This is a genomic window from Clostridium sp. SY8519 (assembly GCF_000270305.1).
Taxonomy (GTDB): domain Bacteria; phylum Bacillota; class Clostridia; order Lachnospirales; family Lachnospiraceae; genus SY8519.
In genome coordinates this window covers 645,152-659,557 of sequence record NC_015737.1, presented here as the reverse complement: position 1 = coordinate 659,557, position 14,406 = coordinate 645,152, and the positions used below count along the sequence as shown (strand labels likewise).

The following is a 14,406-nucleotide window of genomic DNA, read 5'->3' as shown; positions in this document are numbered from 1 at the left end:
ATACCGTTCCGTGGGTAAACTGTGAATAACTTTTTTTACCGGAAGCAGGAGAGCCAGTTTTGAAGAAAAATACCGGAATACACGCCCATGAGGGACCAGATGGACAGCTGCATATGCATACCCACTCCCACGAGGAAACCGTAAAAATCCGCAACCGGCTGGCAAAAGCCATCGGTCATCTGGAATCCATCAAAAAGATGGTAGAAGATGAGCGGGACTGCGCAGAAATTCTGGTTCAGCTGGCAGCGGTCAAATCGGCCCTCAACAGCGCCGGCAAGGAGATTCTGAAAGAACATCTAAACAGCTGCATCGCGGACGCCATTGCATCCGGAGATACAGCAGAAATTGAGGCGTTAAACCGCGCGATTGATTCATTTGTAAAGTAAGACTGCTGCCGTTTTCCGGCAGCAGTTTTTTGCGAAACAGACAGGGAGGCAAAGGATGGAGACAAGAGAAGAACGCATGGAAAAAGTAAAGGAACTGCACAGAAGCGGATATAACTGTGCCCAGATTGTTGTGACCTGGTACTGCGAACAGCTGGGAGCAGACAAAAACGCTGCCTTTCAGATGGCGGAGGCCTTCGGCCTGGGAACCGGTGATATGAGCGGTATCTGCGGCGCGGTATCCGGCGCGCTGATGCTGGCCGGTTTAAAGAACAGCGGCGGAATCCCAATTCAGGGAAAACGGACGGTACCCGGGACGTTTCAGCTGGGCAAGGAAATCAAAGAAGCATTTGCTGCCCGCAATTCTTCTATTATCTGCAGGGAATTAAAGGGTGCAGATACCGGAAAAATACTGCGGTCCTGTGACGACTGCATCCTGGATGCCATTGAGCTGGCCGGCCGTATACTGGAACTGGAAAATTAAAAAAAGAACCCCCACCCCCGCTTGTATGCATAAAACCCAGATGCTATGGTTATTACAGAAAAAACAAGGGGAGTGTGAAGCAATGAGAAAAAAACTGACTGTATTGGCAATGGTATGCGCGCTTGGGCTGTCGCTTCTTGCGGGCTGCGGAAGCAAGACGGACTCTTCCGGGACAGGAAGTGTATCAGGCACCGCCGCGGAGACATCCGCAGACGGCAGCACACTGGTATACGGCAGCGGAGATTATACCAGAATCAATCCGGCCATGGATGAGCATGGGGAGATCAACCTGCTTCTGTTTGACGGACTGACCGCCCATGACGGGGACGGCAGTGTGAAGCCGGGACTGGCAGAACGCTGGAAAATTGATGAAAAAACCCATACCTATACCTTTTATCTTCGCAAAGACGTCAAATGGCACGATGGAAAGGCATTTACCGCGGCAGATGTGAAATTTACCATCGATGCCATCCGAAATCCGGACAATCAGTCGGAGATTGCATCCAATTATGAAGATATTGAGAAAATAACGGTAAAGGATCCGTATACCATCCAGTTTCGCCTGAAAGAAAAAAATGTGGCATTTCTGGATTATATGACCATCGGTATTCTGCCGGAACACTGCCTGAAGGGTAAGGATATGCAGAGCGATGACTTTTTCCGCCATCCCATCGGCACCGGTCCCTATAAACTGTCCAGCTGGACCCAGGGACAGAGCATTGTTCTGAAAAAGAATGACACGTATTACAAAGGTGCGCCGCATATCGGAACGATTGTGTTCAAGATTGTGAATGATGACAATGCGAAGGCGATGCAGCTGCAGTCGGGCGAACTGAACCTGGCCCAGGTAACGCCGAAAGATCTGGCATCTTTTGAGAAAGACAGCCAGTATACCGTTTATGAGATGAAGACAGCGGATTACCGCGGCATCATGTACAATTTCAATAACAGTTTTTGGAAGAAAAACAAAGACGTGATTCCGGCGATTAACTATGCGGTAGACCGGGAGGCCATGGTGAAGAGTGTGCTTCTGGGAGAGGGAGACGTTGCCTACAGTCCGCTGCAGAGAAATCAGTACAATGATACTTCCATCGAAAAATTCTCCTACAATCCGGAAAAAGCGAAACAGATTCTGGAAAAGGCCGGATGGAAAGCGGGAAAGGACGGCATCCGTGAGAAAAACGGCAGAAAACTCAGCTTTACCATTACAGTAAAAGAAGGGGATCAGGTCCGGGCAGATCTGGCCAGTGTGGTTTCCCAGCAGCTGAAAAAAGTGGGTATTCTCTGCAAGAGTCAGATTGCCTCCGAAATTGACTGGGAAAACCAGCAGGCATTTCTGGTAGGCTGGGGCAGTCCCTTTGACGCGGATGACCATACCTACAAGATTTTTGTAACCGGCCAGGGCAGCAATTTTAATTACTATTCGGATCCGGCGGTGGATCAGGCGCTGACCAGGGCGCGGCAGACAGACAGCCGGAAAAAAAGAAAAGCATATTACAGCGAATTTCTGAAAGAACTGACGAAAAATCCGCCGTATACGTTCCTGTGTTATGTGGATGCCAATTACGTATCCAATGTGAAAATCCATGGAATCACGACAGACACGGTGCTGGGACATCATGGAGTCGGGATCTTCTGGAACGTTGAGGACTGGACACTGGAATAAGGAGCCGGGAATGACCGAAGAGCAGCCGATACTGAAAATCGAACATCTTTCTGTGGATATCCGGTCGGAAACGGGCACGGTTCATGCGGTGCGTGATCTCTCCCTGTCTGTGAGGCAGGGGGAGATTCTTGCTGTTGTAGGGGAATCCGGCAGCGGAAAGAGCATCCTGTGCCGCAGTATTATGGGACTTCTGCCCAGAACCGCGTCAGTCACCGGAGGAAGCATACAGGCCGGCAGCTATGAAATTACGGCAATGCCTGAGCGGAAGCTGTGCGGACTGCGGGGAAAGCTGTTTTCCATGGTCTTTCAGGACCCCATGATGTCCATGGATCCCACCATGCCGGTAGGGCGCCAGATCGGGGAAGCGCTCCGCTGCCATCATCCGGAGCTGACGGGAGATCAGGTGCGGAAACGGGCGGTGGAGCTGATGGAGCTGGTCGGGATTCCGGAGGCGGAAACGCGCTGCAGGATGCATCCCTGGAACCTGTCCGGCGGCATGCGGCAGCGCTGTGTGCTGGCGGCAGCACTGGCCTCCGAGCCGGAGATCCTCATTGCGGATGAGCCGACGACGGCGCTGGATGTCACTGTGCAGGCCCAGATCCTGGATCTGATGCTTAAAATTCGTGAACAGACAGGAATCAGCATCCTTTTTGTCACCCATGATCTGGGAGTGGTGGCAAAAATTGCGGATCGTGTAGCAGTCATGTATGCGGGAAAAGTGATTGAAATCGGCGAGAGCAGTGAAATTTACCACGATCCGAGACATCCCTATACCTGCGGGCTGCTGGGGGCACTGCCGTCAAACGCGCATCAGGGGCACCTGCATCCGATTCTCGGTTTTCCCCCCAATCTGATCGACCCGATTCCCGGAGACGCCTTTGCCCCGCGCAATCCGCAGGCCCTGGGCATTGATTATGTGCAGGCGCCGCCCTTTTTCCCGGTCAGTCCCACCCATCAGGTGGCTTCCTGGCTGGAAGATCCCCGGGCGCCGAAACTGATGCCGGCCTTCAGTCCCGGACACAGGGGGGCGGAGCAGCCCCACGTCCATAAGCCGCCCATGGAGGCGATTCTGGAAAAAAACCATGAGAAACCGGAAGAACGGCAGAAACCGCCGGAGAAGGAGGCGGCAGAGCCTCTGCTTTGCGTTTCTCACATGAACCATTTGTTTCCCATGAGCCGGAACCATGTGCTCCATGCACTGACCGATGTGTCGTTTCAGATCCGGCAGGGGGAGATTTTCTCCCTGGTCGGGGAGTCCGGATCCGGCAAGTCCACCGTGGCGAAATGCCTGATGCATATTTACCCGATTACTTCCGGACAGGTGACGTATGACGGGGTGGATCTGACAGACCCGGCAGCGGTACGGGCCCACAGAAGCCGCATTCAGCAGGAAATTCAGCTGATTCTTCAGGATTCCTCTTCCGCGCTGAATCAGCGCATGAAAGTGAAGGATATCATTGCGGAACCGCTGAAAATCCATCACCGCTGCAAAAACAGGCGCGAGCGGAACCGCTATCTTACGGAAATGATGGAAGCGGTGGGACTGGAACCGGAGCTTCTGAACCGGTATCCTTCCCAGCTGTCCGGCGGACAGCGGCAGCGGGTGAGCATCGCGCGTGCCTTTGCCATGAAGCCGCGGCTTCTGATTGCTGACGAACCGCTGGCTGCGCTGGATGTATCGGTACAGGCGCAGATTGTGAATCTGTTCCGTCATCTGGTCCGGGAACATGGAAGCACACTTCTATTTATTGCCCATGACCTGTCGATGGTACGGTTCCTGAGCGACCGCGTAGGGGTGATGTACCGGGGCCATCTGGTAGAACTGGCTGACACCGAAGAACTGTACCGCAACCCCCTTCATCCCTATACCCGGGCCCTGCTGTCCGCCATGCCGGTGCCGGATCCGGAAGCGGAGCGCAGAAAGAAACTGGAGGTTTACCGTCCGCAGGGGCCTCTTTCCGGAACGTTTACAGAGGTATGCCCGGGGCATTTTGTGCTGCTGGATGCTGCGAAGGGGCAGAATCCGGCCGTCGGGAATGAGGGAAACTGAAAGAGAGAACATCGGCTTATGAAGAGAAAAAAAAGCTTCGCGGTTTTCGTGATACAGAAGATTCTGTTATTTGTAATATCCATAGTTGCCCTGTCCATGCTGGTATTTGCCATGTCCCGGGCCGCGCCGGGAGATCCCCTGGTTTCCTATTACGGAGACCAGGCGGAGCGTATGTCTACCGAGCAGAGAGATGCTGCGATGGACAGACTGGGCCTGAAAAAACCGGTTCCGGAACAGTATGCCATCTGGGTGCGGCATGCGCTGCAGGGAAATTTCGGTATTTCCTACAAATACAAGCAGGATGTCATGGAGGTCATCAGCGGCCGCCTGGCCAACACGCTGATTCTGGGCGGGGTAGGGTTTGTCCTTACGTTTCTTCTGGCGCTGCTTCTTGGGGTGTTCTGCGCCGGACGGGAAGGCGGACCGGCCGATACGGTTTTGTGCAGGGCAGGGACGGTCACCAGCTGTATTCCGGAGTTCTGGCTGTCCCTGATCCTGATTCTCGTGTTCAGCGTAACCTTCCGGCTGCTTCCGAGCAGCGGCGCGTTTTCCTACGGACAGGAGGGATCGGTACAGAACCGGATTCTGCATATGATTCTTCCGCTGACGGTGATTGTGCTGAGCCATCTCTGGTACTATGCCTATCTGATCCGCAACCGCCTGCTGGAGGAAACCAGGATGGAATATGTGCTGCTGGGCAAAAGCATGGGACTGACCCGCCGGCAGATTATGAACCGCCACTGTGTGCGGAATATCCTGCCGGCCTACATCAGCATCATGGCCATATCGCTGCCCCATGTGCTGGAGGGAACCTACATCGTCGAAATGGTGTTTTCCTATCCGGGACTGGGGACCCTGTCTTTTGAAAGCGCGAAGTATCATGATTACAATATGCTGATGGTACTGGTGATTCTCACCGGCATCCTGGTGATCCTGGGGAATATCACCGGACAAGCGGTCAGTGAACGGATCGATACCCGTATGAAACCGGAGCGGCATCCGGAAATCGGAGAGGAGGTGACTTCCCGTGAATAAGATTCTGCCGGAACAGTATTTTGAAGTGGTGGGAGCAGAAGTGGTCCGCGGGGAGTCCTGCAGACCGGCAGCGTCCCTGCGCCGGATCCGCCGTCCGGTTGTATCGGCGGTGATCCTGGCCTGCATCGTACTGGGCTGTGTATTCTGCCGGCTGATTATGACACATGATCCGACCTACATGGATCTGCTGCATTATGATACGGCGCCGGACCGCACCTTCCTGTTCGGGACAGATTCTCTGGGCAGGGATGTTTTTTCCATGATCTGGTACGGCGGACGCAGTTCGCTGATCATCGGATTTCTGGCCACGCTTATCTCCACGGCCATAGCGGTGCTTTACGGCACAGTCAGCGGAATTCTGGGCGGATGGGCCGATGATGTGATGATGCGGTTTTCCGAGATCCTCATGAGTATCCCTTCCATCCTGCTGATTATATTTACGCAGGCGGTCATCGGCCGGCAGAGTGTAACCGCGATTGCAGTGGTCATCGGAGTGACCGGATGGATGAGCGTAGCCAAGATGATACGGACTGAGGTGCGCCGGGTCCGCGCCAGTGAATATGTGAAACTGTCCAGAAGCATGGGCGGCGGATTTTTTCACATTCTGCGCTGGCATCTGGCGCCCAATTATGTGTCTTCGATTATGTTTATGGTGGTAATGAATATCCGGGGGGCCATTGTGGCGGAGTCCACCCTGAGCTTTCTGGGCATCGGCCTGCCGGTGGAGACGGTATCCTGGGGAAGCATGCTGTCCCTGTCCCAGAAAGCGCTGCTGACGCATTCCTGGTGGGTCATTCTCATTCCCGGGGTTTTTCTGGTGGTCACCCTGATGTGTATTACCAATATCGGCAATTACATCCGGCAGAGTCTGAATCACGGGGAGTCCAATTTGTAAAAATTTCATATATGTTGCCAATGCAACGCACCTTTGGCGAAGGATGTGATAGGATACCTGATGTGAGAATCATATTCACAAAACGAACAATTGTATCCTGACCATCCCCAAGACAGATACGAATCAAACGGCAAATCGCAATACCCTGCAGTTTTTTCTGCAGGGTTTTTGCGATATACAGAAAAAAACCGGTACAACTGCAAGAAACTTTCCTACAACTATCAGTTGGTACGTTGCAACCATGCATTGTTTTACAATAAATACAATCTGGCTTATACTTGGTTTTGTTCCAAGAAAATATGTGGCAAAAAGCAAAATAATGTGTGAGAAAGGGCTTAGTATTATGGCAGTATTACCAAAAGTAAATTTAAAACCAGAGTATCAGTTATTTATCAACGGACAGTGGAAACCCGCATCTGACGGCGCGACCTTTGATACATTTTGTCCGGCAAACGGTGAGAAGCTGGCAAGCTGCGCAGAAGCTACCAGAGAAGATGTGGATGAAGCGGTAAAAGGCGCCTGGGAAGCCTTCAAATCCTGGAAACAGACTACAGTACAGGAAAGAGCGGCAATCCTGAATAAAATCGCGGATATTATAGATGAAAACGCAGAAGAACTTGCGCTGATTGAGACACTGGACAACGGAAAACCGATCCGGGAGACCAAAGCAATTGATGTTCCCATGTCTGCAGACCATTTCCGGTATTTTGCGGGAGCCATTCTCGCGGATGAGGGCAGCGCAAATATGCTGGGCAAGGATACCCTGAGCCTGATTCTCCGTGAGCCCATCGGTGTAGTCGGTCAGATTGTTCCGTGGAACTTTCCGTTTCTGATGGCTGCCTGGAAACTGGCTCCGGTTCTGGCTTCCGGCTGCTGTACGGTAATCAAATCCTCCAGCTCCACACCGTTAAGTCTTCTGAGACTGGCAGAGCTGATTCAGGACGTGGTGCCGGCAGGCGTATTCAATGTAATTACCGGCGCAGGCTCCAAATCCGGCCAGTATATTCTGGATCATCCGGGCTTCGCGAAACTGGCATTTACCGGATCGACGGAAGTGGGACTGAATGTAGCCAAAGCGGCAGCAGACAAGCTGATTCCCGCAACTCTGGAACTAGGCGGAAAATCCGCAAATATTTTCTTCAGCGACTGCAACTGGGAGCAGGCCATGGACGGCCTTCAGTTAGGCATTCTGTTTAATCAGGGCCAGGTATGCTGTGCAGGTTCCCGTGTATTTGTACAGGAAGACATTTATGACAAGTTTGTAGCAGAGGCAGTGAAACGGTTTAACAGTGTGAAAATCGGCATGCCCTGGGAAGAAGATACCCAGCTGGGCGCCTCTATTTACAAACGTCAGCTTGAAAAAGTCCTGGGTTATATCGATATCGCGAAACAGGAAGGCGCAGAGATTGCATGCGGCGGAGAAGCTGCGACAGAAGGGGATCTGGCAGACGGATATTTCATGAAACCTACGCTGATCACCAATGTGACCAACGATATGCGTGTGGCACAGGAAGAGATCTTCGGACCGGTGGCAGTCGTAATCAAATTCAAAGATGAAGAAGATGTGATTGCCATGGCCAATGACAGTGAATACGGCCTGGGCGGCGCTGTGTGGACACAGGATATCAACCGTGCCATCAAAGTGGCAAGAGCCATTGAGACCGGCCGTATGTGGGTCAATACCTATAATGCGATTCCGGAAGGCGCTCCCTTCGGCGGATACAAGAAATCCGGCATCGGACGTGAGACTCATAAAGTAATGCTGGAGCATTATACACAGATGAAGAATATCATGATCAATCTGTCCGGTCAGCCCAGCGGTTTTTACCCGAAAAAATAGGAATCCGTTGGGGAACGGGATCTGTTAAAAATGTATCGGGATTAAAACACAACTTCCGGATGTGATCTAACAACTATTGATTGTTTTACAAAAAATACAATCGATTCTATACTGTACCCATCGACAGGAACAAAAATTGCATGAACCTGTCGATGGTGCACCAGAAAAGCAACGAGTTACAAAAGCAAACGAGTATTTGGGGATATTACAAAAAAGAGAAGGAGAAAAGCAGCTATGTCAACTTATTATTTTTTACCTACCAGAAACGTATTCGGCGAAGGAGCTGTCAATGAAGTTGGAACACTGATGTCCAGCTTAGGCGGCAAGCGGCCGATGATTGTTACAGATGCATTTCTCGCAAAATGCGGAATGGCAGACCGGATCGCGCAGATCCTGAAAGACGCCGGACTGAATCCTACCATTTTCGGAGGCGCAGAGCCCAACCCTACGGATAAAAATGTTGAGGCCGGTGTTGCTTTCTATCAGGAGCATGACGCAGATTCCATTATTTCCTTAGGCGGCGGTTCTTCTCATGACTGCGCGAAAGGAATCGGCCTGATCGTCAGCAATGGAGGACGAATCCATGACTATGAAGGAATCGACAAGTCCAGCAATCCGATGGTTCCGCTGATGGCTGTAAATACAACCGCAGGCACCGCTTCTGAGATCACTCGTTTCTGTATCATTACCGATACTTCCAGAAAGGTAAAAATGGCCATCATTGACTGGAGAGTTACCCCGCAGATCGCGGTAAACGACCCGGAACTGATGAAAGGCATGCCTGCTTCTCTGACAGCAGCAACCGGTATGGATGCTCTGACCCATGCGATTGAGGCATATGTATCCACAGCAGCCAATCCGCTGACAGATTCCGCAGCGCTGATGGCGATCGGTATGATCTCAAAATACCTGCCGAAGGCAGTTGCCAATGGTGAATATATGCGTGCCCGTGACAAGATGGCTTATGCACAGTATCTGGCCGGTATCGCTTTCAATAATGCGTCTCTGGGTTATGTACATGCTATGGCACATCAGCTGGGAGGCTATTACAATCTTCCCCATGGTGTATGCAACGCAATTCTTCTTCCGTTTGTAGAGGAATTCAACCTGATCGGCAACCTGAACCGGTTCCGTGATATTGCAGATGCTATGGGTGAGCAGATCAGCGGACTTTCTACCGGTGACGCGGCACATAAATCCATCTGCTTTATGAGATTTTTAGGTCAGCAGCTGGGTATCCCGGCCAACCTGAAAGAATTAGGCGTAAAGCCGGAAGATTTTGAAATCATGGCAGAAAACGCGATGAAAGATGCCTGCGCGCTGACGAATCCCCGCAAAGCAACCAAGAGTCAGATTATCGAACTGTACCAGCGTGCATATGATGGTCAGGCAAAAGTTGTTACATTCAACGAATAAGAAAGACTCCAAAGAAATTTGTTTATGCCACAACAGAGGGAGCTGCATTTTAAAGCAGCTCCCTCACCTTATGTCAGGATTTCTTTTTTCCATAGATTTCTCTGATCCATTCTCATAATTCGGCGATGCCCGGCTGCGCCGGCAACAGCAGGCAGCAGTACCCGGTATTCGTTGAAGTTTACGCAGTGCCGGCCGCCGCCGGCAATACCAGGCCGATGCCCTTTTGGGGGCATCGGTCTTTTGGGATACAGCAGAAAAACTCGCGGTTGTAGAATATCCGGAAATTCGATACAATATAGGTCGTATGTAACAGGGAGCAGGTGTAGGATGAGTCTGATCAGACCACTGATTTATATAGGAATTATATTTCTGGCTGCGGGACTGCGGCGGGGAGGATATTTTGGTGAACGGGATTACCGGGTACTCAGCGCCATATTTACGAATGTGACGCTGCCGGCCAATATTGTACACGCGTTTGCGGGCTTTCTGCCGGCTCTGTCCACGTATCTTCTTGCGGTCATCGGACTGGGGTTTGGCGTGGTACCGGTATTTTTGATGTATCTGATGCGCCGGAAGCATAACCATACCTCCAGGGCCTTCTGTATGATCAACGCCTCCGGATGCAATATCGGAGGATTTGCCATGCCGATTGTGCAGCTGTTCTATGGCCCCCAGGGCGCGGTGTTTGCCAGCGTATTTGATCTGGGCAATGCAGTCGTAATGTGCGGCGGCGGATATGCGCTGACGGCTTCTTTGCTGCGGCTGGACGAAGACGTGCCCCGATCCGGTCTTTCCAGGGTCGGCAGCTTCTGCCGGAAGCTGTTCGGATCGGTCTCTCTGGATGCTTATTTGATTCTGCTGGTGCTGCTCCTCTGCGGGGTGCCGATTCCGAAACTGGCCGGAACCATTACAGAGCCGATTGCCAATGCGAACGGCTTTGTCTCCATGTTTATGCTGGGACTGATGTTCCATATTGAGAGGGAAAATAAAGAAAAAATCACAGATGTGAAGTTTACCGTGGCGTTTCGTGTGATTTTCGGCGTAAGTCTGGGGTTGCTGGCCTATCGTTTTCTGCCGTTCCCTGAGCTGGAGAGAAAAGTGGCGGCAATCTGCATGGTGGCTCCGGCAGGATCCATTTCTCCGGTTTTCACGGAACAGGCAGGCGCGGACCCGTCGCTGTCCAGCTTTCTGAACTCCGTATCCGTGCTGATCAGCTTTGTGCTGATGCTGGTTCTGGTGTATGTGGTATTCTGATTGACGCCGGAAGTAAGGACCGGGGCATATGTATAAGCGGCAGATTCCGGGAACAGGATTGGCTGACCGCCGCAGACGCGGGACAGCAGCAGAGAGGAAAAAACAGTATGGCAGCAAATGAAACGCAGGCACCTGCGAAGACCTCCAGAAAAACAGCAGGAACAGGAATTCTGATTATGGCGGCAGTGATCGTGCTGACCTTTGCGTTTGTATTCCGCAAAGTTAGTCCGGCAGAAATGTGGAGCGCAGTGCAGTCGGTTAATCCCCTCTGGCTTCTGCTGGGACTGGTCATGATGCTGATTTATCAGATCGGAGAAGGAATGAATCTGATCCGGCCGCTGCGGCTGTTCGGCTATCCGCTCAGCATCCGGCATGGCCTAAAGTATGCCATGGCCGGTTTTTTCTTCAGCTCCATCACGCCCTCATCCAGCGGCGGACAGCCGATGCAGCTGTATTATATGCATACAGACGGCGTCAAAGTTTCTCATGGTGTCCTGGCGCTTCTGGTACAGCTTCTGGGATTTGAGACGGCCACGGTAACGCTGGCTGTCGCAGGATATTTTGTGATGAATCCGATGCTGACCCAGGCACTGGGGCGGCATAAGTATCTGCTCCTGGTGGGAATTGTCATCAACATTTTATTTCTTCTGTTTATTCTTCTTTGTCTGTTTTCAGAAAAAGCAATTCGTTTGATCTGCAGAATTCTGATGCGGATCATCCGGTTCTTTGACCGGAAGGGAAAAGGAAAAATCGCCGGCCGGCTGCAAAAAATCATTGATGATTACGGCCACTTGTCCGGGAGTTTTCACGGACATATGGATATGATCGCCAAGACAGTGGTGACCTCTTTTATACAGTTTTTCTGCATGTATATGGTTCCGTTCCTGGTGTACAAAGGATTCGGACTTCATGGCAGCAATCTGATACAGGTGGAGCTTCTGCAGGCAGTGCTGTTTGTAGCGGTGGGATTTATTCCGATTCCGGGAGCCAGCGGTGTATCAGAAGGTACGTTTCTTCTGATTTTCCGGCTGCTGTTCCCCGGCGGGATACTGGCCAGCGCCATGTTGTTAAGCCGTATGATCAGCCTGTATCTGATTGTGATTATCAATGGAATCATCATTTCAGTCCTGACACAGCGAACGCTGACCCGGCGCGCGCGCAGGCGCTGACCACGTCCGCACACCGATCGAAGGAGCAGGGGCTGACCACAGCTGTGCTGTGAAGCAGTCCGCACGTCCCGTGGATGGTCAGCTGGGATCGTGTTATGCCGGGAAGAAGCCCGCCCTGCCCTGTCGAGGTTCAGCACTGCTTATGCCGGGCGGACATCGATGGCGTTGTCATTGAGGGTGGTGGCTTCCCCCATATCGGAGATCCGCTCGTGATTCAGCGCATTGAAGGTACGGCCGGCCAGAGACTGGTCCAGATGGTAGGCACCTTCGGAAATGGCGTTGCCCGGCGCGACCTGATCTGTGATATAGGCCCGGAAAGTGACTTCGCCCAGATCGTTCCAAGCGATGACGGCTGATCCGTCTGTGATTCCCCGGGAAGCGGCGTCTGCAGGATGCAGCCAGAGGGTTTCTTCGCCCCGACGCTCCATCAGATCCGAACGGTCAGTAAAGGTGGTGTTCAGGCTGAGACGGCTGGGACCGGCCACCAGACGCAGGGGGGTGTTTCCGTGAAAGCAGGTGCTGCAGAAATCATCCGGCAGATAGGAAGGCAGCGGAATCGGGCAGTCCGGATTCAGAATCTGTATTTTTCCTGTGGGAGTGAGAATCCGCATATGATCGGCAAAAGGTACGGACACCGAACCGCCCTGCCGCAGAATCTGCTGTTTTTCCGGTGGAAGAGCGGCAATGATTTCCGTAGGATGATCCAGGATTTCCGACAGGATTTCCTCTTCACTCATCTGAAAATACGGCTCTGTGAATCCCATGCCCTTTGCCAGAAGCGAAAAGGTGTCCCAGTTGCTTTTGCATTCACCCGGCGCGTCCACGACTTTGTGCTGGGTGGCTAAGGTGCAGTAGCCGTATGCCCGGTAAATATCTGCCTGTTCGACAGAAAAGGTGGCCGGCAGGATAATATCCGCGTAGCGGGCGGTGTCCGTCAGAAAACGTTCGTGTACAACCGTAAAGAGATCTTCCCGCATCAGACCTTTCAGCAGGAGATTCTGGTTGCTGACGGTATTTGCCGGATTCAGGGCGTAGACATAGAGGCTGCGGACGATCTCGCTGCCGGTGCGGTTCAGGGCACTGGCCAGCTGGTTGATATTGACACGGCGGGGCGGAGACTGACGGAATTCCGGATGCCGGATCAGATTCTGGTTCACATAGGAACCGCCTCTGGGGTCACAGCCGCACAGACCGCCGCCGGGTACTTTCCAGGCGCCGGTAAACTGGGAGAGAATGGTTACCAGACGGGTGTTCATGCCGCCATTGATATGGCGGGAAGGGCCGCTGCCCAGGATAATGGCAGGCGCGGAGGCTTTCCCATAGGCAATTGCCAGGGCGGTGATTTTTTCTGCGGGAATCCCGGTTTCCTGTTCCGCCCATTCCGGGGTATACTGAGGAAGGGAAGCGCGGAATTCCTCATAGCCGTCGGCATAGGTCCGCAGATATTCCTCATCGGCCAGTCCCTGCTCCAGCAGGACATGCATCATGGCCAGCGCCAGGGCGCCGTCGCTGCCGGAGCGGATCAGAATCACGTCGTCACAGAACCGGGCGGTGGGATTGGCATAGGTATCCAGCAGGATCATTGGTTTGCGGGAACCGGAAGTCCGCTGATTCAGAAGATCTGTCAGAGTCTGGATGCGGGTGGCGGCCAGATTGCTGCCCCAGATCAGATAGAAGTCGCTGTCGGACAATTCCCGGGGATCCAGACAGCCGGTTTCTCCCATGACGGATTCATAACCGGCGCCCTTGGCGGAAGAACAGAGACTTTTGATGATTTCGGAGGCGCCCAGACGGTGGAAAAAGGCGTCTCCGCAGTTGCGTTGGATATCGCTCATGACACCGGAATAGATGGCAGGCACGATTGCCTGGGGACCTTCCTGCCGGCAGATTTCCTTCCAGCGGTCTGTAATGGTGCGGACCGCCTCTTCCCAGGTGATCGGCACAAAACGTCCCTCGCCCTTGCGGCCGGCCCGTTTCAGGGGAACCGTGATTCGCCGGGGAGAGTGAATGGACTGTTCATAGTGCTGCATTTTCTGGCAGATGGTCCGGCAGGAAACCGGATGGTCCGGATTATTGGATACGGACTGTATCCTTCCCTCCGAAACTTCGGCAAGAAGTCCGCAGGTGGACGGGCAGTCATAGGGACAGATGATTTCATAAGTTTTAGGTTCGGACATAAGAGATACCTCCCTGGGTGGGTCAGATGCTTCTGCA

Annotated in this window: 11 protein-coding genes; 10 read left to right on the top strand and 1 reads right to left on the bottom strand. The window is 52.7% G+C overall.

Going from position 1 to position 14,406, the window contains the following annotated elements; all coding sequences use genetic code 11:
- Positions 1–59 precede the first annotated feature (59 nt).
- The 10 genes from CXIVA_RS03095 to CXIVA_RS03050 all read left to right on the top strand — a co-directional run bounded on the left by CXIVA_RS03095 (position 60) and on the right by CXIVA_RS03050 (position 12,192).
- Positions 60–386 carry a metal-sensing transcriptional repressor gene (locus CXIVA_RS03095; protein ID WP_013976567.1) on the top strand — a complete coding sequence of 109 codons (327 nt, stop codon included), beginning with the start codon at positions 60–62 and terminating at the stop codon, positions 384–386.
- Between the two features lie 55 nt (positions 387–441).
- Positions 442–867 carry a C-GCAxxG-C-C family protein gene (locus CXIVA_RS03090; RefSeq protein WP_013976566.1) on the top strand — a complete coding sequence of 142 codons (426 nt, stop codon included), beginning with the start codon at positions 442–444 and terminating at the stop codon, positions 865–867.
- An 82-nt stretch (positions 868–949) separates the two neighbouring features.
- The gene (locus CXIVA_RS03085) at positions 950–2,533 is read left to right on the top strand and encodes an ABC transporter substrate-binding protein (RefSeq protein ID WP_013976565.1); all 1,584 of its coding nucleotides are present in this window, start codon (positions 950–952) and stop codon (positions 2,531–2,533) included.
- Positions 2,534–2,543: 10 nt separating this feature from the next.
- Positions 2,544–4,583 carry an ABC transporter ATP-binding protein gene (locus CXIVA_RS03080; RefSeq protein ID WP_013976564.1) on the top strand — a complete coding sequence of 680 codons (2,040 nt, stop codon included), beginning with the start codon at positions 2,544–2,546 and terminating at the stop codon, positions 4,581–4,583.
- An 18-nt stretch (positions 4,584–4,601) separates the two neighbouring features.
- Positions 4,602–5,618, top strand: a complete 1,017-nt coding sequence (locus CXIVA_RS03075) for an ABC transporter permease (protein ID WP_013976563.1) — start codon at positions 4,602–4,604, stop codon at positions 5,616–5,618.
- A complete protein-coding gene (locus tag CXIVA_RS03070) occupies positions 5,611–6,513 on the top strand; it encodes an ABC transporter permease (protein WP_013976562.1) in 903 nt (300 codons plus the stop codon). The genes CXIVA_RS03075 and CXIVA_RS03070 overlap by 8 nt, the downstream gene beginning before the upstream one ends.
- Before the next feature lie 343 nt (positions 6,514–6,856).
- A complete protein-coding gene (locus tag CXIVA_RS03065) occupies positions 6,857–8,353 on the top strand; it encodes an aldehyde dehydrogenase family protein (protein WP_041727578.1) in 1,497 nt (498 codons plus the stop codon).
- A gap of 234 nt (positions 8,354–8,587) precedes the next feature.
- The gene (locus CXIVA_RS03060) at positions 8,588–9,769 is read left to right on the top strand and encodes an iron-containing alcohol dehydrogenase (protein WP_013976559.1); all 1,182 of its coding nucleotides are present in this window, start codon (positions 8,588–8,590) and stop codon (positions 9,767–9,769) included.
- A 327-nt stretch (positions 9,770–10,096) separates the two neighbouring features.
- Positions 10,097–11,023 (top strand): AEC family transporter, encoded by a 927-nt coding sequence (locus CXIVA_RS03055; protein WP_013976558.1) that lies wholly within the window; start codon positions 10,097–10,099, stop codon positions 11,021–11,023.
- Positions 11,024–11,130: 107 nt separating this feature from the next.
- The gene (locus tag CXIVA_RS03050) at positions 11,131–12,192 is read left to right on the top strand and encodes a lysylphosphatidylglycerol synthase transmembrane domain-containing protein (RefSeq protein ID WP_013976557.1); all 1,062 of its coding nucleotides are present in this window, start codon (positions 11,131–11,133) and stop codon (positions 12,190–12,192) included.
- A 140-nt stretch (positions 12,193–12,332) separates the two neighbouring features.
- Here CXIVA_RS03050 and CXIVA_RS03045 read toward each other — a convergent pair whose 3' ends face one another.
- Entirely contained in the window at positions 12,333–14,369 is a 2,037-nt protein-coding gene (locus CXIVA_RS03045) for a molybdopterin-dependent oxidoreductase (RefSeq protein ID WP_013976556.1), read from the bottom strand.
- Positions 14,370–14,406: the final 37 nt, after the last annotated feature.